Source organism: Pseudalkalibacillus sp. JSM 102089 (assembly GCF_041366475.1).
Lineage (GTDB): Bacteria > Bacillota > Bacilli > Bacillales > Guptibacillaceae > Guptibacillus > Guptibacillus hwajinpoensis_B.
This window is the reverse complement of record NZ_JBEWYW010000006.1, coordinates 118,464-144,538: the sequence shown is the minus strand read 5'-3', so window position 1 is coordinate 144,538 and position 26,075 is coordinate 118,464. Positions and strand designations below refer to the sequence as shown.

The 26,075-nt window shown below is 39.8% G+C and carries 33 protein-coding genes; 26 read left to right on the top strand and 7 right to left on the bottom strand.

Annotation, left to right across the window (positions count from 1 at the left end; translation table 11 throughout):
- Positions 1-101: 101 nt before the first annotated feature.
- The gene (locus tag ABVF21_RS14580) at positions 102-1,196 is read left to right on the top strand and encodes a hypothetical protein (RefSeq protein ID WP_371018461.1); all 1,095 of its coding nucleotides are present in this window, start codon (positions 102-104) and stop codon (positions 1,194-1,196) included.
- A gap of 205 nt (positions 1,197-1,401) precedes the next feature.
- Here the strand turns inward: ABVF21_RS14580 and ABVF21_RS14575 are convergent, their stop codons facing one another.
- Positions 1,402-1,935, bottom strand: a complete 534-nt coding sequence (locus ABVF21_RS14575) for a hypothetical protein (RefSeq protein ID WP_371018460.1) — start codon at positions 1,933-1,935, stop codon at positions 1,402-1,404.
- 205 nt (positions 1,936-2,140) lie between these two features.
- On the opposite strand from ABVF21_RS14575, the gene ABVF21_RS14570 reads away from it, so the two are divergent.
- The 3 genes from ABVF21_RS14570 (at position 2,141) to ABVF21_RS14560 (ending at position 4,452) form a co-directional block, all read left to right on the top strand.
- Positions 2,141-2,509: a winged helix-turn-helix transcriptional regulator gene (locus ABVF21_RS14570; protein ID WP_303529471.1), complete on the top strand. Its 369-nt coding sequence runs from the start codon at positions 2,141-2,143 to the stop codon at positions 2,507-2,509.
- Positions 2,510-2,821: 312 nt separating this feature from the next.
- Positions 2,822-3,475 carry an oxygen-insensitive NAD(P)H nitroreductase gene (gene nfsB / locus ABVF21_RS14565; RefSeq protein WP_303529468.1) on the top strand — a complete coding sequence of 218 codons (654 nt, stop codon included), beginning with the start codon at positions 2,822-2,824 and terminating at the stop codon, positions 3,473-3,475.
- Positions 3,476-3,669: 194 nt separating this feature from the next.
- Positions 3,670-4,452, top strand: coding sequence for an SDR family NAD(P)-dependent oxidoreductase (locus tag ABVF21_RS14560; RefSeq protein ID WP_303529465.1), 783 nt, complete (start codon positions 3,670-3,672; stop codon positions 4,450-4,452).
- Positions 4,453-4,578: 126 nt separating this feature from the next.
- Here the strand turns inward: ABVF21_RS14560 and ABVF21_RS14555 are convergent, their stop codons facing one another.
- On the bottom strand, positions 4,579-4,929 hold the full coding sequence (locus tag ABVF21_RS14555) for a hypothetical protein (RefSeq protein ID WP_194220887.1): 351 nt from the start codon (positions 4,927-4,929) through the stop codon (positions 4,579-4,581).
- Between the two features lie 290 nt (positions 4,930-5,219).
- Between ABVF21_RS14555 and ABVF21_RS14550 the strand changes: the two genes are divergently transcribed.
- From ABVF21_RS14550 to ABVF21_RS14530, 5 genes are all read left to right on the top strand, one after another.
- Positions 5,220-5,639, top strand: a complete 420-nt coding sequence (locus ABVF21_RS14550) for a GNAT family N-acetyltransferase (RefSeq protein ID WP_371018459.1) — start codon at positions 5,220-5,222, stop codon at positions 5,637-5,639.
- 113 nt (positions 5,640-5,752) lie between these two features.
- Positions 5,753-5,935, top strand: coding sequence for a hypothetical protein (locus ABVF21_RS14545; protein WP_194220888.1), 183 nt, complete (start codon positions 5,753-5,755; stop codon positions 5,933-5,935).
- A 32-nt stretch (positions 5,936-5,967) separates the two neighbouring features.
- Complete coding sequence (locus tag ABVF21_RS14540) at positions 5,968-6,189, top strand: hypothetical protein (RefSeq protein ID WP_371018458.1); 222 nt, start codon at positions 5,968-5,970, stop codon at positions 6,187-6,189.
- 38 nt (positions 6,190-6,227) lie between these two features.
- Positions 6,228-6,581 carry an SHOCT domain-containing protein gene (locus ABVF21_RS14535; RefSeq protein ID WP_371018457.1) on the top strand — a complete coding sequence of 118 codons (354 nt, stop codon included), beginning with the start codon at positions 6,228-6,230 and terminating at the stop codon, positions 6,579-6,581.
- Between the two features lie 76 nt (positions 6,582-6,657).
- A complete protein-coding gene (locus ABVF21_RS14530) occupies positions 6,658-7,179 on the top strand; it encodes a GNAT family N-acetyltransferase (protein ID WP_371018456.1) in 522 nt (173 codons plus the stop codon).
- Between the two features lie 79 nt (positions 7,180-7,258).
- Here ABVF21_RS14530 and ABVF21_RS14525 read toward each other — a convergent pair whose 3' ends face one another.
- Both ABVF21_RS14525 and ABVF21_RS14520 read right to left on the bottom strand, forming a co-directional pair.
- Positions 7,259-7,555 (bottom strand): DMT family transporter, encoded by a 297-nt coding sequence (locus tag ABVF21_RS14525; RefSeq protein WP_303529445.1) that lies wholly within the window; start codon positions 7,553-7,555, stop codon positions 7,259-7,261.
- On the bottom strand, positions 7,552-7,902 hold the full coding sequence (locus ABVF21_RS14520; protein ID WP_303529442.1) for a DMT family transporter: 351 nt from the start codon (positions 7,900-7,902) through the stop codon (positions 7,552-7,554). The genes ABVF21_RS14525 and ABVF21_RS14520 overlap by 4 nt, the downstream gene beginning before the upstream one ends.
- 141 nt (positions 7,903-8,043) lie before the next feature.
- Between ABVF21_RS14520 and ABVF21_RS14515 the strand changes: the two genes are divergently transcribed.
- Complete coding sequence (locus ABVF21_RS14515) at positions 8,044-8,874, top strand: LysR family transcriptional regulator (protein ID WP_371018455.1); 831 nt, start codon at positions 8,044-8,046, stop codon at positions 8,872-8,874.
- Here ABVF21_RS14515 and ABVF21_RS14510 read toward each other — a convergent pair.
- Positions 8,871-11,036: a PAS domain-containing protein gene (locus tag ABVF21_RS14510; protein ID WP_371018454.1), complete on the bottom strand. Its 2,166-nt coding sequence runs from the start codon at positions 11,034-11,036 to the stop codon at positions 8,871-8,873. The genes ABVF21_RS14515 and ABVF21_RS14510 overlap by 4 nt on opposite strands.
- Positions 11,037-11,229: 193 nt before the next feature.
- Here ABVF21_RS14510 and ABVF21_RS14505 point away from each other — a divergent pair, with 193 nt between their 5' ends.
- The 4 genes from ABVF21_RS14505 (at position 11,230) to ABVF21_RS14490 (ending at position 14,821) form a co-directional block, all read left to right on the top strand.
- Complete coding sequence (locus ABVF21_RS14505) at positions 11,230-11,574, top strand: PadR family transcriptional regulator (RefSeq protein WP_303529435.1); 345 nt, start codon at positions 11,230-11,232, stop codon at positions 11,572-11,574.
- Entirely contained in the window at positions 11,561-12,514 is a 954-nt protein-coding gene (locus ABVF21_RS14500; protein ID WP_303529432.1) for a hypothetical protein, read from the top strand. Before ABVF21_RS14505 ends, ABVF21_RS14500 begins: the two co-directional genes overlap by 14 nt.
- A 309-nt stretch (positions 12,515-12,823) precedes the next feature.
- Positions 12,824-14,155 carry a GntP family permease gene (locus tag ABVF21_RS14495; RefSeq protein ID WP_303529429.1) on the top strand — a complete coding sequence of 444 codons (1,332 nt, stop codon included), beginning with the start codon at positions 12,824-12,826 and terminating at the stop codon, positions 14,153-14,155.
- A 123-nt stretch (positions 14,156-14,278) separates the two neighbouring features.
- The gene (locus ABVF21_RS14490; protein ID WP_371018453.1) at positions 14,279-14,821 is read left to right on the top strand and encodes a CBO0543 family protein; all 543 of its coding nucleotides are present in this window, start codon (positions 14,279-14,281) and stop codon (positions 14,819-14,821) included.
- A 44-nt stretch (positions 14,822-14,865) separates the two neighbouring features.
- Here the strand turns inward: ABVF21_RS14490 and ABVF21_RS14485 are convergent, their stop codons facing one another.
- Positions 14,866-15,780: a cation diffusion facilitator family transporter gene (locus ABVF21_RS14485; RefSeq protein WP_371018452.1), complete on the bottom strand. Its 915-nt coding sequence runs from the start codon at positions 15,778-15,780 to the stop codon at positions 14,866-14,868.
- Positions 15,781-16,002: 222 nt separating this feature from the next.
- Between ABVF21_RS14485 and ABVF21_RS14480 the strand changes: the two genes are divergently transcribed.
- The 12 genes from ABVF21_RS14480 to ABVF21_RS14425 all read left to right on the top strand — a co-directional run bounded on the left by ABVF21_RS14480 (position 16,003) and on the right by ABVF21_RS14425 (position 23,433).
- Positions 16,003-16,491 (top strand): CBO0543 family protein, encoded by a 489-nt coding sequence (locus ABVF21_RS14480; RefSeq protein WP_303529420.1) that lies wholly within the window; start codon positions 16,003-16,005, stop codon positions 16,489-16,491.
- A gap of 192 nt (positions 16,492-16,683) precedes the next feature.
- Positions 16,684-17,331 carry a pentapeptide repeat-containing protein gene (locus ABVF21_RS14475; RefSeq protein ID WP_303529417.1) on the top strand — a complete coding sequence of 216 codons (648 nt, stop codon included), beginning with the start codon at positions 16,684-16,686 and terminating at the stop codon, positions 17,329-17,331.
- Positions 17,332-17,505: 174 nt separating this feature from the next.
- The gene (locus tag ABVF21_RS14470; protein WP_303529413.1) at positions 17,506-17,976 is read left to right on the top strand and encodes a GNAT family N-acetyltransferase; all 471 of its coding nucleotides are present in this window, start codon (positions 17,506-17,508) and stop codon (positions 17,974-17,976) included.
- A gap of 347 nt (positions 17,977-18,323) precedes the next feature.
- A complete protein-coding gene (locus ABVF21_RS14465) occupies positions 18,324-18,728 on the top strand; it encodes a cytidine deaminase (protein ID WP_371018450.1) in 405 nt (134 codons plus the stop codon).
- 417 nt (positions 18,729-19,145) lie between these two features.
- Complete coding sequence (locus ABVF21_RS14460; RefSeq protein WP_371018449.1) at positions 19,146-19,604, top strand: DUF4871 domain-containing protein; 459 nt, start codon at positions 19,146-19,148, stop codon at positions 19,602-19,604.
- On the top strand, positions 19,605-20,201 hold the full coding sequence (locus tag ABVF21_RS14455) for a nucleotidyltransferase family protein (RefSeq protein WP_371018448.1): 597 nt from the start codon (positions 19,605-19,607) through the stop codon (positions 20,199-20,201).
- 67 nt (positions 20,202-20,268) lie between these two features.
- Entirely contained in the window at positions 20,269-20,478 is a 210-nt protein-coding gene (locus tag ABVF21_RS14450) for a hypothetical protein (protein WP_194220908.1), read from the top strand.
- Between the two features lie 83 nt (positions 20,479-20,561).
- Positions 20,562-21,083, top strand: a complete 522-nt coding sequence (locus ABVF21_RS14445) for a hypothetical protein (protein ID WP_371018507.1) — start codon at positions 20,562-20,564, stop codon at positions 21,081-21,083.
- Positions 21,084-21,133: 50 nt separating this feature from the next.
- Positions 21,134-21,400, top strand: a complete 267-nt coding sequence (locus ABVF21_RS14440; protein WP_303529402.1) for a hypothetical protein — start codon at positions 21,134-21,136, stop codon at positions 21,398-21,400.
- A 120-nt stretch (positions 21,401-21,520) separates the two neighbouring features.
- The gene (locus ABVF21_RS14435) at positions 21,521-22,147 is read left to right on the top strand and encodes a hypothetical protein (RefSeq protein ID WP_303529400.1); all 627 of its coding nucleotides are present in this window, start codon (positions 21,521-21,523) and stop codon (positions 22,145-22,147) included.
- A gap of 405 nt (positions 22,148-22,552) precedes the next feature.
- Entirely contained in the window at positions 22,553-22,882 is a 330-nt protein-coding gene (locus tag ABVF21_RS14430) for a PadR family transcriptional regulator (protein ID WP_303529399.1), read from the top strand.
- A 5-nt stretch (positions 22,883-22,887) separates the two neighbouring features.
- On the top strand, positions 22,888-23,433 hold the full coding sequence (locus ABVF21_RS14425; protein ID WP_371018447.1) for a DUF2812 domain-containing protein: 546 nt from the start codon (positions 22,888-22,890) through the stop codon (positions 23,431-23,433).
- 102 nt (positions 23,434-23,535) lie between these two features.
- On the opposite strand, the gene mprF is transcribed toward ABVF21_RS14425, so the two are convergent.
- Positions 23,536-26,067, bottom strand: coding sequence for a bifunctional lysylphosphatidylglycerol flippase/synthetase MprF (mprF, locus tag ABVF21_RS14420; RefSeq protein WP_371018446.1), 2,532 nt, complete (start codon positions 26,065-26,067; stop codon positions 23,536-23,538).
- Positions 26,068-26,075: the final 8 nt, after the last annotated feature.

The following is a 26,075-nucleotide window of genomic DNA, read 5'->3' as shown; positions in this document are numbered from 1 at the left end:
TGAGTTATTTGTATGATTTTGGAATAATTAAAAATGGAAGTCATTGCGAAGTAAAGTGATATTTCATAAAAAGATGATAGTGTGAAGGAGTCATATAACCGATGAGGTTGCTTACATCCAAAAAGGTGGCAGAGTTTGAACTTATTCAACAGGCTTTAATCAACGAAGGCTTACCAAAGTTGTCAGATGACGCAAGAATCAAGAGGTTAGGGGAAGGTGCCTGGCACTGTGCGTATTTGCTGGAGCGGGAGGGGCTTGTTCTTCGCATACCGAAGAAAATAGCTTACGAGCGAGAGGTGATTTTCAATCGTAAGGAATTAATAGCGGAGTATGCCGCGACAGAAGCATTTTACAAGCATGCTAATAAAGCAAAGAACGACATTTGCCCTAACTATTTTAAGTACAGCGTTAATGAAGAATTAACGTACACGCTTGAAACTTATGTAGGAAAATCATTTGATCTTAGCACCCAGACGATAGCAGATGCGAAAAGGTATGGAAGAGAGTTAGGAGAGTTCTACCTTGCTCTTGAATCATTTACTCCACCATTTAATGGGATCGGATATTTGCATCTTGACGAAAAAGAAGAATTAACAGGCGCGTATGATCTAACTGTAAGTAAATTTCTACTTGAAGAAACAGAAGAATATTGCGAGGAGTTAAATACGTTACTTGCGAGCCATTATACATTTGATAAAGAGAAAGTGAAGGAGCTTGGGGAAGCTTTGGTTACGACACGTTCGATTGAACATGAATCTATTATTCTCACAAATCAAGATGCTTCACCAGAGAATCTCATTTTCACCAAAAGTGGCGTTAAAATGATCGACCCTTATCCTCTTCTAGCTACTGGAACGTCACTTGCAGCTAATTATGTTTTTAACTATGAGACGTTATTTCCTACGTTTTATAACACAGAAAGGTATCGGAAAGTGAATTACCATCAACATGTTTCAAAGCTAAAAGCGAATGCAGAAGGGTTTAGGGAAGGGTATATCAGTAACTTGAACCAGAAACATGAAGCCCTACATGTTGAGGTGTTTTTAAAACTTCTAACAATGACGCATGATCATCTTCTTTTGCTGCAGAAAGAATCTCTCACTCGTGAAGAAGTGATTCGTTATGGGACGAAGAGGCAAGTGGGGGAACGTTACTTGCTTTATTTGAAGGAGCTTGAGAAATATCCTTACTTATAGGTGAGTTAATCAAAAAGGTCAGACGATTCATTTGATGAATCGTCTGACCTTTTTGATTGAATGGTTATTTCGGTTTTTCTTCGTTCTTATCCATGTGCCATGAATATCCCGCTTTTCCCATATAGTAGAGAAAACCAGCAGACGATAGGATCGTTAGAATCGCGAAGATTAGTCCGATAAAGAACCCTCCTTTGAATAATCGTCTTTAATTTCTTTGTGCAATAATCGAGTTTGCAATTTCTACCATGTCTTCCTTCGTGAATGGAGATTCTTCTCCTGATGGTGTGAATCCAGTCACTTTGTATAGCGCATTTTTGTTATTACTTAGCCATGTGATCGTTAAGAGGTGACCATCTTCAGCTTCTGTGTATGTGCCATTAACATCTTGATCAAGTTCCTCGTTCGTTTCCACTATAGAGGTATCAATTCCCTTTTGGTCCTTGATCATAACGTTTAGTCGTTTGTCATCTTCTCCATAATAAAAATCCATTCCATATGGCTCTAATTCCGTTTCGGCTACAGCTTCCACGTCACTTACTTCTAATGGGATTTCCTCCATATTAGGCACGTTAATTTCGCTTCTAAAATCTTCAGGAAGTTTATCCACTTCAGTCTTAACTTCAGGATAATTCTTTTGCAGGGAGTCTAAATGATTTTCTGTAGACGCTTTCTCTTGTCCACCACAGGCTGCGAGGATAAGGATTAATCCGAATAGAACTGATGCTAATTTTAATTTCATATGTATCCCTCCTATTCTGTACTACGAAATACGCTAGGAAAAGTTTCGGATTTAATGCCATTTGTTAGGTTTAATGGTATTAATGTAGCGTCATGAAGTGGAATTAACATATGCCGATATTTTATAATTTTAGTTCTAAATTTAGTGTTATGGTACAATCCGGGTAAAGCACTTATATATAAATTAGAAAGGGAAGAATTTCTAGATGACAGACAATAACAAAAAGGTATTTTATTGTAACGTTGAGTTATCTTTAGATATTATTGGTGGCAAGTGGAAACCACTAATTGTCCATCATATCGGCGGAGCGGTAGTTATCAGATATGGTGAATTAAAAAGAAAGATCCCTAATATTAATGAACGGGTATTATCCAGGCAACTTCGAGAATTAGAAGAAGCAAATCTGATTCAAAGAAAAGTATACGATGAAGTTCCACCAAGAGTGGAGTACTCTTTAACTGGAATAGCCAAGACATTAGTACCAATATTAAATGAACTAGGCTCTTGGGGAGCAGAGTATAATCAAACGTACAAGCATGGAGAAGTTGATTTTAAAGATGAATATACCCATTGAAGTAGAAGAGGATCGCATTTAAATAGAAATGCGATCCTCTTCTGCATATAAAACACTCAAAAGGGGACAAGATTTCAAATGATTTAGGTATCTTATTGTCTGTACGGGCAAAAAAGTCAGTACTTGTTCTCCACTTCAGGGGGGGATATACTGACCTCGTAATTGATTTCCAGTTCTAAAAAAGCAAGCTTCAATTTTCTAAGTGATTGAAACCCGGGTGAATATTTAAAATAGTATTGTAGCGCTGCTTCATAGAATGGATGTTGCAATTGTTCTTAATATTTGAAGATAGTATAAAGGGAGAGTATATAAATGGAACTTATGGAAACTTTAACAAATAGATATTCAACGAAAGAATTTGACCAATCGAAGAAAATTTCTGAACAAGATTTCAATACGATAAAACAATTATTGCAATTAGCCCCCTCCTCTACGAATGTTCAACCTTGGCATTTTGTTATTGCTTCAACTGAGGAAGGAAAAAAACGTGTAGCGACTGCTGCTCAAGGAGATTTTAGCTTCAATGAACCCAAAATAGTGAATGCAGCTGCGGTGGTGGTCTTTTCAACGAGAATAGAGATTTCGGAGGATTTCTTGGAGCATGTTACTGAAAAAGAAGATCAGGATGGACGTTTTGCCGAAGAAAAGCATAAGCAGGGTACTCATGATGTAAGAAAAATGTTCGTGGATTTACACAAATATGATCTCAAAGATCTTTCGCAATGGAACGAAAAACAAGTGTATTTAAACGTTGGAAGTTTTTTATTGGGCGTTGCAGAGCTTGGAATTGATGCCGTTCCGATGGAAGGACTGGATATGAAAGCACTTGATATTGAGTTCAACCTTAGAGAAAAAGGGTTTACTTCAAGTGTAGTTGTTGCTTTAGGGTATCGTTCTGAAACGGACTTTAATGCTTCACTACCAAAATCAAGATTGGATCAATCAGAAATCATAGAGGAAGTGTAATAAAGGAACTTCGAAAATACTGGTCACTTTTATATAGAAAAATGTTTGGGCATTGTTATTTAGTTAGGAGTGTTTAGTAACTTGGGCAATGATCTATAGAGGTCATTGCTTTTTTATGGAAGTGAAGGGAAAGTTTCTAAAATAAATGTAAATAAGGTTATCAAACTTTCCTTTTTCAAAACGGAGGGATTTAATTGAAAATTCTTATCACGGGAGCAACGGATGGTATAGGTCTAGCGACTGCCAGAAAGTTGATTTCTGAAGGACATGAAGTATTGCTTCATGGGCGTAATGCTAAAAAACTGGCAAACGTGACAAATGGGTTTGAGATGAATGATTCGGAGCAATATGTAGCTGATTTATCACAATTATCTCAGGTTAAAAAGTTAGCAAGGGAAATCATAGAGAAGCATGACTGGTTAGATGTTCTTATAAATAACGCAGGCGTTTATCATTCGCCTACTCCTACTAATGAAGCTGGTCTAGATATTCGATTTGCAGTCAACACCTTGGCACCATATCTGCTGACAAAAGAGTTGCTTCCCCTGATGAATGAATCGAGTCGTGTCATTAATTTGTCTTCTGCAGCTCAAGCCCCCGTTGATGCTAAGGCACTTGCGGGTTCTAAAAACCTTCGTGCCGGAGAGGCATATGCACAAAGTAAACTTGCATTAACCATGTGGACTTTTGAACTTGCAAAGCAAGTGGCACCAGTCTTAGTTGCAGTGAACCCAAAATCGTTACTAGGAAGTAAGATGGTGAAAAAAGCGTTTGGGGTAGATGGAGAGGATATTAATATCGGAGCTGAGATTTTATGCCAGGCAGCACTCTCGGAAGAGTTTAAAGATGCGTCAGGGAAATATTTTGATAATGACATTGAAGAGTTTGGTGAACCGCATCCAGATGCCCAGGATCAAAACAAATGTGCTGATCTCGTCCAACAACTAGATGTTATCATTGCGAAATATACCCAATAATAATTTAACATAACTAGCTAATTGAATGGAGCAGTTATTCTTTTAGAGAGTATGGTAATCGATTAGGAAAAGGGGAACTCCATTATTGGAGCTCCCCTTTTTAGATCGAATGTTAATTATCCTATTTTAAGCCAATAATCGCTCATAAATAACTTCTTTCGTCTCTAAATCGATAGCATCTACTTTAATTTTCACTACCTGGTTATCATCATTCTTCTTAGCACCCCAGAGACGTATGTAGTTGTTACTATTATGATCCAGGAAATTCACCTGAACGGTTCTAACATCCCCGATTTCTACTTGTTTGTCCTCAATCCAACACTCTTGAAAGACCATTGTTTCTTTCGGTTGGCTTAATAGGTAGTCATGCATGAACTTTTCAAACTCAGGAAAATTCATCTTTTGATCTTCAATACAAACCTTGTTAAATTCATCGCGATCCGTAATATGGTAATTTGCTTTTGATTCGTTATTCATTGTAATTCCTCCTCGTAAACACGGTTGATAGATAGTTATTTCCCCGAAAAAGATCTAGGTAAAACATCGAGAAAAAAGAAAGATTCTGATCGGTTGGGAGGAGAAGTTTACTTCCGTCTTTGCGAATGTATGGTGGTGAAATAATAGTGATATGAAATTTTGAAAGAAGGGATTGTGAAATGGTCAGCGAATGTATGAAATGCTGATGGAAAGAGGCGAGTGGCATGGATAATAAAGTAATGAGAAACGAGTATATACGGTAGTGAAAATGAAAAGAAGGAATGATGGAGTTGATTAGTAATTACCAAGTGATTGAGCGATTTCCAACAAGCGACGAATATGTACGGTTGTGTTTATCAGTCGGTTGGAATAATATGAATTTTTCTGTGGCGGAAAAGGCGGTTCATCAATCTATTTATGCAACGGCGGTATCCTATGGAGATGAAGTTATTGGCATGGCTCGTATCGTTGGTGATGGAGTGATGTATTTTTATATTCAGGATTTCGTCGTTCACCCGATGCATCAGGGAAAGGGAGTAGGAAAAATGTTAATGGATCAGCTTTTCTCCTATTTGAAGGAACATGCTCCTACGCAAGCCTTCATCGGTCTTTTTGCAACAGAGGAGGGAAGTTACTTATATAAGCAGTTTGGCTTTGAACAACCGGGTGATATGAATGGAATGTTTCGCTTAACCCCTATTGAATCATAATGCGTCTGGAAGGTGGCGGTGTCTTAGTTAAGAGGATATCGTCACTTTTTTATGGTAATTTTTGAAACTATTTGGGATCTTCACACGTAAATAAACAAAAGGGAGGAATGGAAATGACAGCATTTATTGTAATATTACTCGTTATTGCATTTATCGCATCTGGCTTTTCAAAATCCTCATCGACGCGACGTTCTCCAGGTGGAACGGATCATTCAAGCTATTATAGTGGTGGCCATCAAAGCTCCGGCTGCGATAGTTTCGGTGGAGATGGTGGAGGCTGCGGTGGTGGTGAGTAATCAGGAAGCTTAGTTGTTGAGGTGAGAGTATGTTGAAAGGAATCAAACGTATATTGGCGATCATAACGCTAGCTTTAGCGGTAGCTGCTTTCGTCAAGGGTAGTGTTGCAATCCTTGCCCCTATGCTCCTTTTTCAGGGACTTTTTATAGCCGTTTTAGGGTTTGAGGAGAGGGGAGAAAGGCGTAGAAAGAAAGCTGCCGTGATTTTTCTTGTATCTGCTCTGATTATTCTGACTTCTGTTTATATTCTTTAATGATTTGCGAAAAGGTCATTTCAAAAGGAGGGATTGTCATGAGTTCTCATTTTCGTGTAAAGCCTAGTAAAGTTAGTTCCATGATCGGAATGATTGCTGGCTTTCTTTTTGTGATTATCGGTATTGCATTTGTTTCGCAAATAGGCGCATTCGGTATTGTTTGGACTGTGTTGGCGATCATTATCACGGGCTACCATGCCCTGAATGTTTTTAGTAAGGATGGTGTTTCAACGTATCAAGCTGAAGTTGATCATGACGATGATAACCATGTCACTTCTAATCAAGATTACGAGTCGAAAATACGTCAGCTTCATCGTTTGAAGGAAGATCACATCATTACGGAAGAAGAGTACCAAAAAAAGAAAGCAGAACTCTTGGATCGTAAGTGGTAGAATAAGAGTAGCGTATGGATGAGTTGAAATACATAAGAGACATGAAGGTTGCTTGCCATGTTGAAAGGAGCACCATGTGAAGACAGAGATCATAAAGTTAACGAAACCAACTGCTCAATTTGTTGAAGTCCTGAATCGGTGGGAAAATGATCGAGAATTGATTCCGCTGATTCGCCCGAATAAAAGCAGGGAGGAATTGGAGCGACGCGAGACGATCACTCTTGAGGGAGTGAGGGAGCGTCTTACGTATCAGCAGATATTCCAGATCTTTGTGAATCACGAGATGATCGGAGAAATGAATTACATGGTGGACCCTCCGCACCTTTTGAAGCAAGAACCAGGAACGGCGTGGATTGGAATTACGATTGGCGAACCTGAAGGTAGAGGCAAAGGAATTGGATATGAAGCGATCCAACATTTAGAAGAGCAAATTTACCAGCAGGGTTTTAATCGGATTGAACTAGGCGTGTTTGAGTTCAATACGAATGCGCAAAAGCTCTACCGAAAGCTTGGATACGAAGAGATTGGTAGATTAGAAGGTTTCACTTACTGGCAGGGGAAAATGTGGTCAGATATTCGAATGGAAAAATATTTGTAAAAAAGCGCCGATCAATTAGTGATCGGCTTTTTTTGATTATTTGTGGCGGGGATCGAGTACGTATCTGACACCGTCCTGCTTATAATATAACCACTCCAGTAATAATAAGCGCTATAGAAAGAAATTTTCTTCTAGTAGTTTTTTCGTTGAATAAGATGAGACCGGCTATGGTTGTGCCGACGATAGAACCACCGGACCAGATGGCGTATGCCAGGCCAATTTCGATGGATTGGACAGAAAGAGTGAGAAAGTAGATGCATAGCCCGAACAACACAAATGAGGCGAGGCCTGGAATTTTGCGAGTGAAACCAGCTGATAGCTTTACGGCGATACTGCCAATTATCGAAAATGCGAGTGCTGAAATTAAGAAAATCATATCGTTTCCTCCCTTTTTTCTTTATAGCGAGACTTTGTATTTAAGCCAACGATGCCAATCACAATGAGGAAAATGGCGAGAACTTTTGAGGGTGAAGTAGACTCTTGAAAGAGGAGAATCCCAGCAACGGCAATGATCACCGTACCTCCCCCAGACCAAAGTGCGTTAATGATACCCAATTCGTGCTCTTTCGTTAAAAAAATATAAAAAAGGTTCGCGATAGCATAACTCAAGATCACGATTAAGCTTGGTCCCCACTGGCTAAATCCATTACTGTATTTCATGAATGTCGCCCCAACCACTTCAAATGCAATAGCGATACTAAGCCAGATATAAGTACTTTTCATTGTTATCCCCCAGTTCTTGATCAGATTCTAATACAAGAATAACGTTTGATCGAGGAGAGTGGGTAATATCAATAAATGATGGATCGATAACTTCAGGTTATAATATAGGGGAGAATCATATGAAAGAGGAGAGTGTTAATCTTGCTTCCCAAGTTAACATACTTTATTAAAATTGCTGACGAGAGAAGTTTCACTCGCGCAGCAAAAGCTTTATTTGTTTCACAGCCGGCTCTTAGTAAGCAGATGAAGAACCTTGAAGAGGAGCTTGGTTTTTCTCTTTTTAATCGGTCAGTTAAAGGAGTCGAGCTGACTACTAAAGGTCAAGCTTTTTACGAAGATATTAAACCGCTGTTTACACAGATTAATCAGATGGTCGATCGCTATAAGAAATTTGATCAGATACGCTTTGGATCGACGCCGATTTTAAGTACGTATTTTTTGCCTGGATATTATGAGCAGCTTCAGTATTCGAATGTTCACGTTACATCTATTCGAGAAGATAGTTTGGATTTGGTTCCTCAGTTAACTTCCCATGAAATTGATGCCGCAATAGTTCAGAATACTCCAGTCATCGAAGGGATGTATTCTACATTTCTATTTTCTGAACCTTTTGTTGCGGCTGTACCTGTTTCTCTTTCATTAGCGAAAAAGAAAGAGGTGACCTTAGTAGAATGTTTTCGGTATACGCAAATAATCCCTCCAACCGGCTATCTTTCTGAGCGGGTAAGAGGGATATTGAATGACCATTTATTTGAGGGAGACGTATTAGAAACGCACTATCTCGGGATGGGTGGACTTGTTGCGCTTGGAATCGGCATCGCTTATCTTCCGAAAATGATGGCTGATGCGATCGAACAAAAAGGCGTTGTTTTTCTTCCGATAAAAGGAGAGCCATTGGGAAGAGAAATGTATCTTCATACGAACAGTCATGCTCTTCTTTCTCTTTTATCAGCATCTTTCGATCGTCGTTAACGGTCGAGTGGTAATGATATGGTAACAACGGTTCCTTCTCCAACGGAGCTATCAAATTCAATAGTTCCTTTATGTTCGTGAATGATTTTATAACAGACGACTAGCCCAAGCCCGGTACCAGTATCTTTATTCGAGAAGAACGGCTCACCAAGTCGCTCTAATCGCTCTTTTGGAATGCCTACGCCCTTATCAGAAATCTCGATTAAAAGGCGTGTGTCTGTGTTGCACGTCTTGATGGAGAGTAATCCTCCATCTGGCATCGATTCAATGCCGTTTTTGATAATGTTCATAAGAACCTGAGTGATTTGGTTTTTCTCACAGTTCATCATAAGTGATGGTGTGTGGAAATTTGTCTGGACGTCGACTTTGTTTAATAAAAGCTCTGGCTCCATAAGTGAGACGACGTTACGGGTCAGCGTCATAATATCGGTTTGTTGGTACGTAACGGCCTGGGGTCGCGCGAGTGATAGGAATTCATTGATAATCGATTCGATCCGGTCCATTTCAGATAACATAAGCTGCAATATATCACTATGGATCCGATCTTTGTATAGTTGAATGAATCCTTTTACAGAAGTTAATGGATTCCGAACTTCATGAGCGACCGCTGCTGCAAGCTGTCCGATTGCGGAGAGCTTTTCTGAACGAAGGAGTAGCTCTTCCGTTCTCTTACGATCGCGTATATCTCTTGTTATGGCAGACATCGCCGTAATGTTTCCCTCGTGATCTTTGATTGGTGAGTAGGTAATGCTTACATCAATTAGCGTTCCGTCTTTTGTCTTCCTTACTGTATCGAAATCAACGACACCGTCACCATCAATAACGGCTTTCATGATCCGATTGGCTTCATCTTTTTTGTCATTTGGGTAGATGTCAAACAGATGGTTAATCATGTCATCATCCGTATAGCCGTAAAGTCGCTGGAAGGCTGGGTTTACTTTAATGACTTCTTTATCCAAGTTACTAACCGAAATAGCATCGGCATTATTTGTGAAAATAGAGGCGATGAGCTCCTGTGTTTCAACAAGTTCCTTTTCCACTTCTCTACGTGCTGAAATGTCTCTTCCAATGGCAATTAAATATTTCCGATCACCATCAGTGTTGTATGTTGGGGCTTTAATAATTTCGAATGTGCCTATCTCTCCACTGACAAGTTCAAGTTCGTATTCATATTCCACCTTCGTTTTCTGTTCCCATGCAAGCCGATCAGTGTTTGCATTGTTTCTAAGCAGTTGGTATGCATCAACGCTACTGCAGTTTAACTCCTCACACGTTTTCCCTTTGTATTTTCCCTCTTCAATTCCGAATATTAATTTCGCATACGCATTCATTTCAAGAATGCTGCCGTGTTTATCTTTGAAAATAATAAATTCAGGTATAGAGTCTATGAGCGAGCGTAATTGCGCTGCTTGATCAATTGTGTCGAACTGAGCATTTTTGAATTCAGTAATATCTTTTACGATTTTATAAGCACCGCGGAAGTGTCCATTCGTATGAATGGGAATGGTTTTGATTAGTAGGTGAACCTTATTGTTGTTAATATCATACGCCTCAATTTCGTAAGAGCGCTGATCTCCATATAAGGCTAATTCGAAATGTCTACCGATCTTAGCAATCGATTCCTCATTTACCACATGATGAGGTACTTTGATCAGGTCTTCCATTGAATAGCCAAGCATTCTGTGAAGGGCTTGATTGATTAGGGTTAGCTTTAAGTGTTGATCAATAAATGCAATCCCATCAGGGTTTTCATTAATTAATGAGTGAAACCGCTGTTCGAGCTCTTCGGTAGGAATGGTTTCATTGTTATCTGAAGGTTCACGGGTAACTTCCTTGTAGAGAGCCTCTTTATCCTCAACAATAACGAGTGTCACATGGTTCGAATCTATTGGAGAGAAACGAATCGCTTCCTTCGTAAAAGGGAGGGGGAGTTCGATGAATACTCCCGGCTCCATTGTAAAAGCTCGATCGAGATGGGCTTGGATTTGATTCTGTTCGATCGATAGAATGCTTTCCAAGCATTGTATTGATCCTGCTTTTTCATAGGATGAGAATCTTGAAATAGCATACTCATTAACACGGACGATGCCCCCGTTCCGATCAAGAACAACGAGGGGAAGAGGAATGGCATCGTAATGGGCGTAATAGGAAGCAGTATTCATAAATGTAACCCTCCAGATCTCGTAAACTATTTTACTATTATAACAAATGAAAAGGGGAGGGGGGTCAGGTACGTACCTGGCCCCCACTCCTTTATTAAAATGTTATCAGATTCACATTGCTGTTTATCACATAACACTGTATGATACATAGTATATATAGTGTACGACACACAGTAAGGAAGTTGGTGAGGGTGTGACGTTATTAAATTCATTCATAACGGAGCTCAGAAGAGGCACGTTAACGCTAGCAGTCCTAAGTCAATTAAGAACTCCTCAATATGGCTATTCTCTTGTTCAATCGCTTGACAAATCAGGCATATCCATTGAACAGAGCACGCTGTACCCTCTGCTTCGGAGGTTAGAGAAGCAGGAGATGGTGACGAGCAGTTGGGATACAACGGAAAGCAGACCGCGTAAGTATTATGTATTAAGTGAGTATGGAAGAGAAATTTTCGAACAGCTGAAACTAGAGTGGGAGAAAACGTCGAGCGAATTAGCTACCTTGTTGAAGGGGGAGGACGAACGTGAATCTGATTGAGGTTTACATTGGTGAAGTGACGAGACGACTTCCTGAATCCATTCGGGAGGACATTGCGCTTGAATTAAGATCAACGATCGGGGATATGCTGCCGGATGATCCTTCAGAAGAAGAAGTGAAGAGCGCCCTTAATGAACTTGGAAGCCCGGTACAAATGGCGAATGGATTTCGGGATTGGCCAATGCACCTCATTGGCCCTCAATATTTTGAGCTTTACATGAAGATTATCAAGATGGTGTTACCTATTTCGCTCGTTGTCACATTTATCGCGTTTATGACGATTAATGTGATCGACTACAATGGCACAAGGTCACTTGGAGACGTCTTTTTTAATCTGATGGGTGATGCTATTGGAGGCTTATGGAATACCGCCATCCAAACGCTGTTTTGGATCACGCTCATTTTTGTGATTTTGGAACGAACCGATATAAATATAAACCGAGCGCTAAAAGGATGGTCAGCGGATGAATTAGAGAAGGTAACCTCTGTGCCCAAAAAGAAGAAAGTTGCGAAATCGGAGCTATTCGCCGACCTTCTCTTTGCGGCAGTTTGGGCAACGCTTTATTTTAACGCAGACAACTTACTTGGCATCATTCGAAACGGTAAGGTGGATGTGCCTTTCTTTAATAATGATGTGCTTTTATCTTACTGGCCACTTGTAAGTCTGACTCTTCTAACGACGGTGCTACTTGCTTTATATAAAGTGATTATTGGTTATTGGACGAAGCGTTTAGCGATTGCTAATGCTATTCATCATGTCTTTGCGACGACAGTGATCGTGATTATGTTATTAAATGATCAGCTGATTCATCCAGATCTAACGAACCTATTGTCTCTTTCAGAAACGTATCAAAATATGATTCTTGCAGCAATTGGGCTATTCTTTATTCTGAGTGCCGGCATGGATATTGTAAAAGGATTTTGGAAAGCGAACTTGTAAGTTTAGTGCTTTTTTTCTTGGAATATTTAAAAATAGTGCTAGAAATGCAAGGGTTTAATTAACTGAAAAAAATAAATTTTAATAGAATCGCAGAAATTGCGATTCTTTTTTTCATGATGTAAACCCTTTATTACCAAGGGTTTCTAGGGATTTTCTATCAAATAGAACCGTCTGTTTCATAATTGACAGAAAATTTTTTTAAACGTTTCCATTGATTTATGAAATAATAATTCCTATAATGAAGAAAGTTGGAAGGGTTTTCAATGGTATTAATGTAAACCCTTTATTTTAGAAGAGGTGGGAGTTATCATGGAAATCTACTTATTAGCAATAACACTCATATCAATTGCAATCGTAATTGTAGGAGTTTCTGTATTTCAGTGGCATGCTTTCATTGGTTTAACTGTAGCGGCTTTATTCCTGGCGGTCATGTCGGGGATGGAATGGGTCGATATTATAGGTTCATATGAAGCAGGTGTTGGTGGCGTACTTGGTCACTTAGTTGGTATTCTAGCACTTGGTACGATTCTAGGAAAACTGCTTTCTGAATCCGGTGCAGGGTTGCAGATTGCGAATTTCTTTATTCGCGTCTTTGGAGAGAAAAAGTTGCCATGGGCGATGTTCTTCTCAGGATTTATTATCGGAATTCCAGTATTCTTTGAAGTTGGTATTTTAATTCTATTACCACTCGTTATTTCGATTCAAAAGGCAACGAAGAAAAACATTTTATTGATTGCGCTACCAGCTGTAGCAGGTTTGTCGATTGTGCACGGATTGATTCCGCCGCATCCAGGTGCTGTTGCTGCGATTGGTATTTATGAAGCGGATCTTGGTAAAGTTCTATTGTATTCACTAGTTATAGCGCTTCCAGCTGGTATTCTTGGTGGTCCGGTATTTGCCAAATGGATTAACAAGCGCGTAGTTCCTGTAGGTGAGCCTGATTTGATTAAAGTGGAAGATCAGCAGGATCCATCTAAACTACCTGGTACAGGCATTTCATTTACAACAATCATTATGCCGGTGTTTTTACTTGTTCTAGGTACGTTCGCTCCGTTCCTACCGTTACCAGGTAGCGCGGAAGGGATTTTAGAATTTATTGGTAGCCCACTTGTGGCACTGTTATTATCTTGTTTCTTTGCATTCTATTTCCTTGGCTTCCGTCAGGGATTAGACAAAAAACAAATTAAAAAATACGTAGAAGAATGTATTCTACCTGTTGGATCAATCATCTTGATCATCGGTGCAGGTGGTGGCTTTAAACAGATTTTGATCGATAGCGGAATTGGAACGATTATCGGGAATCTTTCTCAAGATCTTTCGTTATCACCACTCGTTCTTGCCTTTATGATTGCAGGTCTTATTCGAATTGCTACAGGTTCCGCAACTGTTGCCTTAACAACAGCGGCTGGAATTGTGTCACCGATCATCGCAACGATGTCAGGTGTCAATCTAGAATTGCTCGTTATTGTTACAGGTGCAGGTTCACTTATGTTCTCGCATGTTAACGACGCTGGTTTCTGGATGGTTAAAGAATATCTAGGCTTAACCGTTAAAGAGACGTTTAAAACGTGGACTGTGTTAGAAACGATACTTTCTTTTGCAGCATTTGGCGGAGCATTAATTCTGAACATGTTTGTATAAAAGCGAGAGAGGGTCAGGCGCGTGCCTGCCCCTCTCTTTCTTCATTTCAGCATAAAACGCTCCTATTTAGGAAATGTTAACCATATCAAATAAGATAGGGTACATGATGGGATGTTGAATGAAGTGAAGAATAAGATGATTGAGCTTCATACTTCAATCGAAAAATTAAATGATGGATATAGCACCCTTTGGAAAGAGGAGATGTTTCTTGCCTGGCAATGGTGGTTGAACGTTTTACTTCTTTTAGGCCCGTGGGTTGTTTGGCTGATTCTACGAAAGAAGGAGAGCACGAACCGTTTATTATTAGACGGGTTGTTTGTTTATGTGATTACATCAACGCTTGATTCGATGGGTGTCGCCTATGGGCTTTGGTTTTATTTGTATACACCGCTACCGTACATACATACGTTCTTTATGCCATGGGATTTAAGTTCTTTCCCAGTCATGGTTATGTTGCTTATTCAATACAAGCCAAACTTCAGTCCATTGTTGAAGGCGGTGTTCTTTTCGCTTATTTGTGCGTTTGTCTTCGAGCCTTTATTTATTAAATTAGATGTATATGTTCCTCTTAAATGGGAGTTGTATTATGGGGTGCCGGTCTACATCATTATTTATCTCGTTGCCCACCGTGTTAGTAGGAGAGGGAATTTCCACAAGTTAGAATAGAGAAGGGGGTCAGGTACGAACCTGACCCTCTTTTTTGCATTCAATTATCCGTTACAATTATTTTCTTTATCTTTCATATCTGATGTTTCGCATTCGATTTGTATAGTAGTATGTGTGAGTTCAAATTGATCATGTAGCTTTTGGCCAGCGTTCTTAAGCATTTGATCTCGGTTCACCCCTTGGTTGACCACAATGTGACAGGTGAAAGATGGAAAGTCGGAGGTGATATTCCAGATATGCAAATCATGGATAGAATTAACGCCATCGATTTCAACTAGCGCTTCCTTTACTTTTTGAAGATCGATATTAGAAGGCGTTCCCTCCATTAATACATGGAAAGAGTCTTTTGTGACGCGGATCCCGCTAATTAAAACGAGAATAGCGACAATCGCACTCGCAATTGGATCGGCATAATTCCAGCCTATGAACATGATGAGCAATGCGGCAATGATGGCCCCGATTGATCCAAGTAAATCACCCAATACATGGAGAAAAGCACTTCGTAAATTGAGATTCTCAGAAGTGTCTCCTTTCATAAGGATCCAGGCGACTAGGATGTTGACAACCAAGCCAATGGCAGCGATAACGAGCATACCTGTACTTGCTACGTCAGGTGGGTTGATAAACCGATTGATGGATTCCCATAAGATATAGAATGAAATCGCAATAAGCGCAATCCCGTTTAGGAACGCCGCAAGAATCTCAAATCGTTTGTATCCATATGTTTTCTTCGTATCAGATTTCTTCTCACCGAGTTTAAAGGCAAGTAAGCTCATACCTAGTGCTACGGCATCGCTAAGCATATGTCCTGCATCTGATAAGAGTGCGAGACTGTTGGTAATGATCCCACCAACAACCTCTAGAATCATAAAAGTGGAGATAAGTATAAAACTAATGAGTAGTGCTTTTTTGTTCGCTGAATGAGTGTGTCCGTGATCATGAGAATGATTATGCCCCATCGTAATGCCTCCAATCGATTACCAATAAAATGTGATACATGAGTATGTGTTCATATATCGATTATACCACTAATGAATGTGGTTTTAAACGTCTTTCGAAGGGGTCAGGCTCGGGCCTGACCCCTTCGAAAGACAACTGTCTCTATAATGTGGATTTTCGTTCTATTAGTATGTATCAAATGATCAAAATAGGGGACTTTAATGTGATAGAGGAGCGTGGTGATGGTGTCAAAGGACAAGGGAATTCTTTATTTGATTTGGATAGTGACTGCAGCTCTTTTATTTAAATATATCCCGAGAAATAAAATTCGACACGGTCTTGTGATTATGCTCTTTAAGCATGTTGTGACATGGTTTTTTGGTTTACTTGTCGTAGAGAAAGGGTTAATTCAGTATCCAGTGCGATTCTTTCGAAAGGCAAATCGTACAAGTTTTACGTTCGAATACTTTGTTTATCCTGCTTTTTGTGCCATTTTCAATTTGAATTACCCGGAGAGCAGAAATAAATTCATACAGCTGCTCTATTATCTATTTCACGTTGGCATTATTACCATAGGAGAAGTGATCGCGGAGAAATATACGAATCTGATAAAGTATGTTAAGTGGAAGTGGTACTGGAGTTTCATCACGCTATCGCTAACAAATTTTAGTTCTCGCGTGTTCTATCGATGGTTTTATAAAGATGAGTTTAAGATAAAGGAATCAAATTAAAAAGTCATTCTCAGCTTCCTCATTTTGGAGGCTTTTCTTGTGGAAAGAGATGGAGATAAAATATAATGATCGTTAATGAAGAGAAAGCATGTTAAGTTTGTACATACTTTTTCTCAAAAAGACAGCCTTATATTTACTGTCTCTCATATGGTATCTTTCTTATGACCAAACTGAAGTAAGAAGGGTGTTCCGATGAGCAAAAATATAAAACTAGAACGTCCCAAGATTCCGGCTATATTGGAAGAAGGTTATTTTCGTGCGATTTATAATGATGAAGACTTAACGCTAATGAATTGCGAGATTATAGGTGAAGCGGTGGACGACGTTGAGCTTGATCGTGTAATCCTATCAAAAGTGGTGTTTAGAAACGTTACATTTACAAACGCCACGTTTCCCCAAATTGACATGATTGATGTTATATTCGATAATTGTAACCTTTCTAATGTGAACTTCACTGAAGGCATTATTCATCGCGTAAAGTTCACGGACTGCAAGTTAATGGGAGCGGATTTTTCGGAAGCGAACCTTGGAAACGTTACATTTGAGAATTGCATGGCAAATTTCAGTAGTTATGTGGATACAAGGCTGAAACAAGTGAAATTTGAAGATACGTCTTTACAAAGCGCGAATTATCATGGCTGTCAGTTTACAAAGACAATTTTCAACAGGTGTGACGCAAACGATGTGAATTTCGTACAAACGCTTTTAAAGGATGTCGATCTAAGCACGTGTACGTTTGAACGCCTTCATGTTGATTTAGAAAGCCTTAATGGATGTGAAGTTTCACAGGATCAGGCGATTGGATTTGCGAAGTTGTTAGGATTGAAAGTTGTTGAATAACGAAAGGGGGACAGGCACATGCCTGTCCCCCTTTACTTTACTTCATAAAAGAAGTGATTGAGGAATGGGGGGATATTTGAAATAATTGTTAGTGGATATAACCTGCGATAGAATATAGAGGTTTACATAAAGAAATAGGTGATTCCAGACAAACTGCTAAGATTGGAGGGTTTTATGAACATTCGTCATGTGAAGCAATCAGATTACTATGTGATTTCTCCATTGATCAATGAATGGTGGAATGGAGGACAAATGATCGACAAGCTTCCTAAAATGTTCTTTGATCATTTTTCGAATACGAGCTTTATTGCAGAAGAGAACGGTGAGATCGCCGGATTTCTTATTGGTTTTCTTTCACAAACTCATTTAGAAGAAGGGTATATTCACTTTGCTGGTGTTCATCCTTCTTATCGAGGTAGTCATATTGGACGTCAACTTTATGAGTCATTCTTTCAAACAATGAAAGCTTATGGAAGAAGCTTAGTACGGTGCGTCACCTCGCCTGATAATAAGAATTCGATTGCCTACCATTTTAGAATGGGTTTTGAGATTGAAGGAGGCAACCGCGTCGTGAATGGAATTGCAGTACACTCAAACTATGACGGACCAGGGCGTGAGCGTGTGGTGTTTGTGAAGCGCGTATAAATGTCCGCGGCGGGGGTCAGGTCAAGCCTGACCCTTGCGCTTTTGAAACTAATTCTCGTTCGTTTCGTATGTAGTAATATGCAGTAAACTTTTTTAGCCCATATTCTCTAATCGTTTCACTCTGAAAAATACGTAAAGCTTGGAGGAGAATTTATGGCAGAGGGAATGTTTTTGCTTATGATTGTGTTTATTACCGTTTTTATCATTGGAAAAAAGAAGAAAAAATAATCTGTAGGTTTGATTCTTTTCTTAGGGGAGTGTTTGCTAAGTTTATCGCAAACGCTCCTTTTAGCCATTAGGTCATTTACAGAATAGTGAAATTTTATTCTGAAGAAGGGGTGTATTCAATGAGGATCGAAAGGAAATTGTACGAGGAAGCAGTGAATTTAATTGAGTCTCGTTACCCATCTGGTTGGGGAGGGGCTGCAGCGATGTATACAAGTGAAGGCTCTATTCTAACGAGCGTTTCTCCAGAGAACATTAATGCTTCTGCAGAGCTTTGTATTGAAACGGGGGCTATTCTAGAAGCTCATAAATTAAACACAGAAATCACGCACTCCATTTGCGTAGTCCGTGATGATGAGAATTCTCATTATAAGATATTAACTCCGTGTGGTATTTGTCAGGAACGACTGTTTTATTGGGGAGCAAATGTTAAAGCAGCCGTATTTACGGAAGACAGTGCGCTTCACTTTAAAACGTTGAAAGAAATACAACCTTATCACTGGTATGAAGCCTATGAGGGAGAGTAATGAGATAAGAAGTAGAGAGGCGTTAATCTCAGGAACCATTTCCCTTTCCGGGAGCTAAAAGCAGATTGTTCATCCGTATAGGGCTAATCAGGTGGTTGAAGGATAAGAGAATTTCAAGTTTTCTCAGAAGGGATTTATTACCTTTTATAGAAATGTAGTGATGATAAGTAAATCCTGGAAATGAGGGATGGCGCTGATTGAGACGATCTGCTTTTTCTGTAAAAAGAAATTTCATATTAAGCCCCCTGATTCACAGTTTCGGAAGTTGAAGCAGAACCCTGGTGCGAGCTATGTGTGTGTAAGGCGTGTAACCAATCGATGCAGCGAGAAGCACAGCAAAGCACGGGGATTCATCCAGACCAAATTGATCAGTATGATAAGTTTTTCCGTTAAAATGACCGGAGGGAGTGAAGACGTATGAAAAGATGGCTTGCATTCTTGCCCGTTCTTCTCATTCTACTCACCAGCTGCAATGGAGATGGTCAGGCTGTGACGAAACAGGTTGTTCAAAAAGAAAATCAAGCAGAAGTAAGTAACACTTTCACATCAGGTTCTTATAAGATGATTGGTGAAGAAGAGCGGATCGGCTTTATATATAGTGATGCGTCAGCATTCAAAGCTGGTGAACCTAATAAGTACATGTGGCACTTGTGGGGAGATGAAGACGAACTAGATGGTTCTCTTAAAGTAATCGGAAGACATCAGGAAACAAATGAGGAGATCGTGGTTTTTGAATCAGATGAGTTGGCGGGTCCGCATAACGGAGCGGATGCTCACGTCCCGTCAACGATGCAACTTCCTTCAACAGGTGTTTGGGAGCTAGATGCTTATGTTGGGGAAGAGTTTTTTGGAACCATTGTAGTGGAGGTCATGTAATTGCCATACTTTAATCAAGAAATAGGTGTACAAAAAGAAGCGTTGGAACACATTCTTTATCAGAATCCAGCCATTGAAAAGGCTCTCGGTGTACTAAGGGAAGAGTTCAATCATGCTTACATCGGGGCAGGGTGTATTGTGCAAACGGTTTGGAATGACTTAACGAATCGGCCGGTGGATTACGGCATCCATGACCTGGATGTTGTGTATTACGATGATCAGGATTTGAGCTTAGAAAAAGAGGTCGAGATAGAAGAGCAACTTCGGAAGTTGCTTTCCGACATTCCTTATAAAATTGACGCCAAAAACGAAGCGCGCGTTCATCTCTGGTATGAAGAGAAATTTGGTCAGCGTATCGCCCCTTATTCTTCAGTAGAAGATGCCATCAATAGCTGGCCGACTACTGCAACATCAATCGGTGTCAAAGTAGGAGAGGATGGTGCGTTTAAGGTATATGCACCATACGGATTAAATGATTTATTTGGGTTAATTGTGCGTGCAAACAAGTTGTTGATTACCCGCAATGTCTATGAAGCGAAAGTGGCAAAATGGACGCGGAAATGGCCAGAGCTTGAGGTGATCGCTTGGGACAAGTGACGAAGGTGCGAAAATAGAGTACTTTAAGAACTCATAATGATTTCTTATCTACTGTTTGGAGGCAATAATGGAAGCAAAAAAATTCTTATCTTTACTAGGGTGGGTGATGCTGGGATCGTGGCTCATACATTTTTTTATTTACTATTTAATCGATTTAGATCGAGAAATCTATTCTGTAGAAAAGATCGTCTCAGGGATTGTGTTTATTCTTATCGCAGTACCAATCTATTTTACTAGTGTTCACCTGTATTATAAATTTAGCGAGGAGCGTTCATAGGATGAAAAAGGGGTTAGGGGAGATCTGATTTGCAGAGAGTGGAAAACATAGAAGGAAACCGATGTGGTAAGGCGCATTTTGATATAGAAAAGATATTACCAAAACCCCCGCTAAAGGAAGCCTTTCTACTTGGCATCGATGGGTTAAGTCGGTCAGGTAAAACCACGTTCGTCTCCGAGTTAGAGCGCTTACTTGAAATGTCAGGGTATCGCTCTGTTTCATTTCATATAGATGATTACATAGAGCCGGAGCAAAAGCGGTATAATACGGGCCACGAAGAGTGGTACGAATACTATTTTTTGCAGTGGGACGTCACTAAGCTAAAACAGCATCTTTTTGACAGCATAATGGAACGAATACCGCCCGAAAATTTGAACGTAGATGTGGTGTTGATCGAAGGGGTTTTTCTGCAAAGAGACGAATGGCGTTCTGCGTTCGATTGCGTGCTTTTCTTAGAATGTGCAAGAGATGTGCGGTTCGGACGAGAGAACGAAGAGACACAGAGAAATCTAAAGAAATTTGAAGAGCGATATTGGAAAGCAGAAAAGTATTATATGGATACCGTTAAGCCTTTGGAGAGAGCGGATTTTGTGATTGAGTCATGATCGTTCATGAAAGCAATAAACGGGTGAGCATTCCTTTAGTAGGGCTACTTTTGCAACTATTCCTTGTATTATTTGTCACTGCGCTAAACGGTTTACGAACTTCACTGATGAATCATTTTTCGATTTACCCAGTTGCCCTTATGGAGCTAACGATAGGCGTTATAAGCTTATGTTTTGGTGTCTACGGGCTCATTCAACTAAAGTATTCCGCTCTTTCATGGATCGTTGTCATGATCGGTGCAATATCGTGCTTTCTATTTGTTTTTGTGTATCTACTTTCAGAGGCGGGTACTCCGCCTCTCATCCGATTGATATGAGATCATTTGAATCCAACGATCGAATGTTTGTGGAGCCTAAGAGGATAGCTGATTATGACATGGAGTGGAACGAAGTGTATCAAGAAAAGTAGATGCTGCATTAAAATTGGAGGAAAACTAGTGAAAATGAAAGTTCTGGCTCCTTTCATTCTATTGGGAACGCTACTGTTATCAAGCTGTGCGAATAATGAGGATAAAACGGCTGAGATTAAGCCGATGCCTGATTCGGATTATGTAAAAACTTTCGAAGAGTTGAATCTTGGTAATCTATTCGATTTTGAATTCGAATTAGAGAACGCAGATAAACGCTGGGTAAGGCTTTGGGTTGAGCGGTATCAAGATGGGGAGAAAGATCGTGAGCCTATTACGGAACTTATGTATGGTCAGAGTCCGATTCCAGATGAAACGTCTAAAGGGCATGTAGGATTTGGGATCATTCAGTCTAATGAAGGTGAACCTTCTTATTTTCTTTATGCTCCAGGCCTTAGTTCATCTCCAAATAAAAGCGTTGAAAAAAAGAAGTCAGAAACATCAATGACAACATGGGATTATGCGTTTCCAGATGAAAAGGTGGATTTACTATTAAATGAAGAGAAAGTGCTAGCAGCGTATAGGGGCACTTCGTCGAATCAAATGAGAACCTATGATTTGGGGAGCAAAGATGATGTTGAGAAAATGATTCAAGAGGATACTGAGGTTTTATTATTGAAAATCTTGATTGAAGAAAGTGATGAGGAACATGAATAATTTCTGATGTGTCAGTTTTATAGGCATATGATCTTAATATTTGGAAATGATAGAGCGATCTAAAAGAATTAGGAGCGTTTTTATGGGTAATGTATTCTTTTTTGGAGGACTAGGATTATCATTTGTAGTAGCTATATTTCTTGTAACATGGGGCGTCACTTCTTTATCCAAATTAATGACAAAATAAAGTGCCGTTTATCCTTATGGAGGAGCTTTAATCCTTAAGGAAAGAACAGAGCTAGGAATGGCTTTTACGCCTCCAAGCTCTTTTTTTATGTGATTTTCCGTTTTCACCTCTGAGAAAGAATGATTTTATTTTTCAATAAGTGGTTGCTTAATATATCATTACCTGATATATTACATTTATTGATATATCATTAAACGATATAAGATTGGAGGAAGCGAATGCCAAGAAATGATTCTCTTGAAGTGGGAGAGCTAACAGATACATCTTATTACATTCTTCTCTCACTGATGGAGCCTAAACACGGATATTTAATTATGAAAACAATTGAGGAAATGACAGATCAGACGGTTGTAGTTGGACCTGCGTCCATGTATACCACGATCAAAAAGTTACTTGGAGCAGAACTGATAAAGCTGCATGATAAGAGTGATAAGAAAAAGGTGTATGTAACGACAGAAAAAGGTGTTCAGCTAGTAAAAAAAGAAATCGAACGAAAACGCCTAATGATTCAGCACGGAGAAGAAATACTCGCAAATAAAGGAGAGTGAGTGTATTGGGGAAAAAGAAATATGTGATAAGCAGCGGTTTAGCTTTTTTCGAAGAGAAAGAGATGGAGCGACTCGGTAAGTTTGCGCGAAGGGGATGGTTTATAGAGAAGTTTGCGTTCTCGGGTTTTGTATTTCGTAAAGGAGAACCAGAAGACGTGATTTATTCACTAGACTATCAGTCAGTGGCCGATGCCGAGTACTTTAGTTACTTTGAAGAAGCAGGATGGAAGCATGTTTGTACTGGAGCGGGTGTCATGCACATCTTTTCGGCAGCACCAGGCACTACCCCAATCTATTCAGACCAGGCTACCATCAAAGAGAAGTATGAAAAGGAAAGCCAATCTATGAAAAAGGTTGCCCTGCCAGCATTTCTAATCGCTATTATGCTAGTCGTGTTGTTGTTTAGTAGTGAGAATGGATTTCTCCCTACAGTTGTTGGGGATATTAGTGAATATGCGAGTTACGCGACTTTTATTGTGTTGATCTTCACAGGGATGCCTTATCTTTCGTATCAATATAAGTTGAGGAAGTTGGAGAAGCGTAATGTTTAATAAGGGGAAGATACAACTATAATCATAGAACTGTTCGTCGTGATGGGACGAATGTTTGTAATGGGGGTCAGGTACGCACCTGACCCCCATTACGTTTGACAGTCATTTTCTCTTCCTCCCAATCAACAGCGACACTTGCGCCATTGTGAAAGGAAGGGACGATTTCTTTCGATAGGCAAGGTACTTGCGTTCCCAGGTGTGGGCGTATTTCCCTTTGAACTTTCGTAGGCCCTGGAAATGATAGAAGATATGACCGTGAAGAAAGATTTGGGCGGCGATTCGCTCACTTAGGAAAGAGAACTTGGATTGACCCACGTTCGAAAGTGGAGCCATCCCTAGATTAAAGCGCTCGTAGCCTTCAGTCTTAGCCCATTCAAATAAAGAGAGAAACATGACGTCCATTGTACCTGGTGGGGCATCGTGCAGAAAACGCATTAAATCCACAGATACCGTTTTGTTGTTATCATAGACTGGCATGAGACTGGTAAACGCGATGATCCTGTCGTGTTCTTTCATAATGGCGATCTCTGATTTGTTTAGATAGTCCATATGATAGAATCCGAGCGAAAATCCTTTCTCATTTCTTCCCTGTAGCCATTCGTCAGATACGTTTTTTAGCTTCTGCAAAAGCTCTTCACTGTGCGGAGGCCTTACGATTTCAACTTGAAAATTCTCTCGCTCGAATTTATTTTTAACAGCACGCAATGCTTTCATTCTCTTTCCAGATAGCGTGAACTGATCTAAATCTACGAATGCTTCTTCACCAAGCTTAAAGAAACCAAAGCCTTTTTCATGGAGAATGGGAAGCAGGCTGTTACTAACTTCATAGAACACTGGGGTATAGCCCTGGATGTCTGCCAGGTGTTGAAACTCTTCGATAGCTTCAGGAAATGCTTCTTTCTGTCCGATCGGATCGCCGAGAACGACGAGTTTATCCGATGATTTTTGGAAACAGATTAAGACCGTTTTTTTGGAGTTCCAAAAGATTGATTTATCGTGCAGGAAAATTAAATGAGCTAACGTATTTCCACCGTAGGTTACAAGATGCTCTCGTATTTCATTATCATGTTCAGGTGATGATTCCTTGATTGGGTTTCTCGGTTTAATCACGGCGGTCCCAATCACAAAAACAATTAGCGCAATCATTAAACCAATTAATGCACTATAAAACAGCGTGTGGTAATCCGTAATAACATATGGCAAGACTTGTGGTGGAATAACGCCGTTTGATGAAGGCAAGCTTAAATATCCAATTAACACATACATCGACGTGATGAATAGGATCACTAGCCCATCAATAATGGTTTTGCTCCACGTTAATACATAGCTCTCGCGATAGAAGCGCGTTCTCGACATATAGAGAATGAAGGCAACGAGTAAGAGAAAGATTGCTTCCTCGTAATCGATCCCTTTAGAAAAGGTAAAGGCAGCTGCTGCGAAAAGGACGACGATGGTGAGATAATATGCTCTTTTCACCTTGTACTCAATGCCTCTTGATAACCCGAGTAAGGCAAAGCCAGCTCCAACGGAAAGCTGATGGGAAAGGTTAACAAGAAACGGTAGTGAATGCATTTCTTCTAGAATTTTTAACCGATCGATAATGCCAGGTAAGGCCGCAGACAATAGTAAAATTAAGCCCGAAATAAACACAAGCAGCGTAAGCATCACGTGACTTAGCCTTTGAATAAGGGCAAGTGGGAGGCTATCCCAGTTTGCATTCCATTTCTCCCAATAGTCTCTTACAAAAAGAATCGCAGCGAGTAAGAATGGAAAGATAAAGTATCCGCCTCGATAGAGAATGAGTAGAAAAAAGACTTTCTCATCTTGGACACCAACAAGCTCGGTTCCCCAAATGAAAATCAAATCAAATGAACCGAGTCCGCCCGGGATCATGCTCACAATCCCAACGCATGAGGCGACAACAAAGATGGGGAATAACTCGTGAAAAGAAATGCTCAGTTCAAGTATGTTTGCTAGTAACCAGACGGCAAGGAACGCAAATGTCCACTCAAGGAAAGAGACGGCGATGAGCTGGAATTTCGTTTGTGAACCAAAGAACCGAGGAGAGCTTTTATCACGATGACGAACGAATTGAAAAAGCAGTACAGGCAGATACAGTCCAACTGCTATAACAACGACATAAAGCCATAGGAACTCTTCCAAAAGAAGGCTATCTCTATAAGCGAAAAGAATTGTGAGTGCAAGGAAAGATAACCCAGTCAAATAAAAATACGAAATGTTTCCAATGGATTTAGATAGTTTCTGCTTATCTACCTCATAAGTTTGATAAAAGTATTTTCTAAGCATACCGCTAATAATTCCACCAGATCCGATCAGGTTAGAGAAAGCATTGACGATAAACGATTGCTTCAACAGCTGTTTTTTTGGAAATGTTTTCTGCAATGATTTTAAGAGCAATGAGTCGTATAAGAACATTGGGCTAACGGCTCCCATAGAAATTAATAAAACGAGAACAAGTTTGCCTATGTTAAACTGATTAACTTCATTCCGAAGAAGATCCGGATTGATGCTAGAGATGAAAGGGATGATTTCAATCACTGCTAGCACAAAAAGAAAAAGAGGTAAGATGAATTTTAAATAATGAAATAGATGTTTGTAAATAGTTGTTTTCATAGTTCACT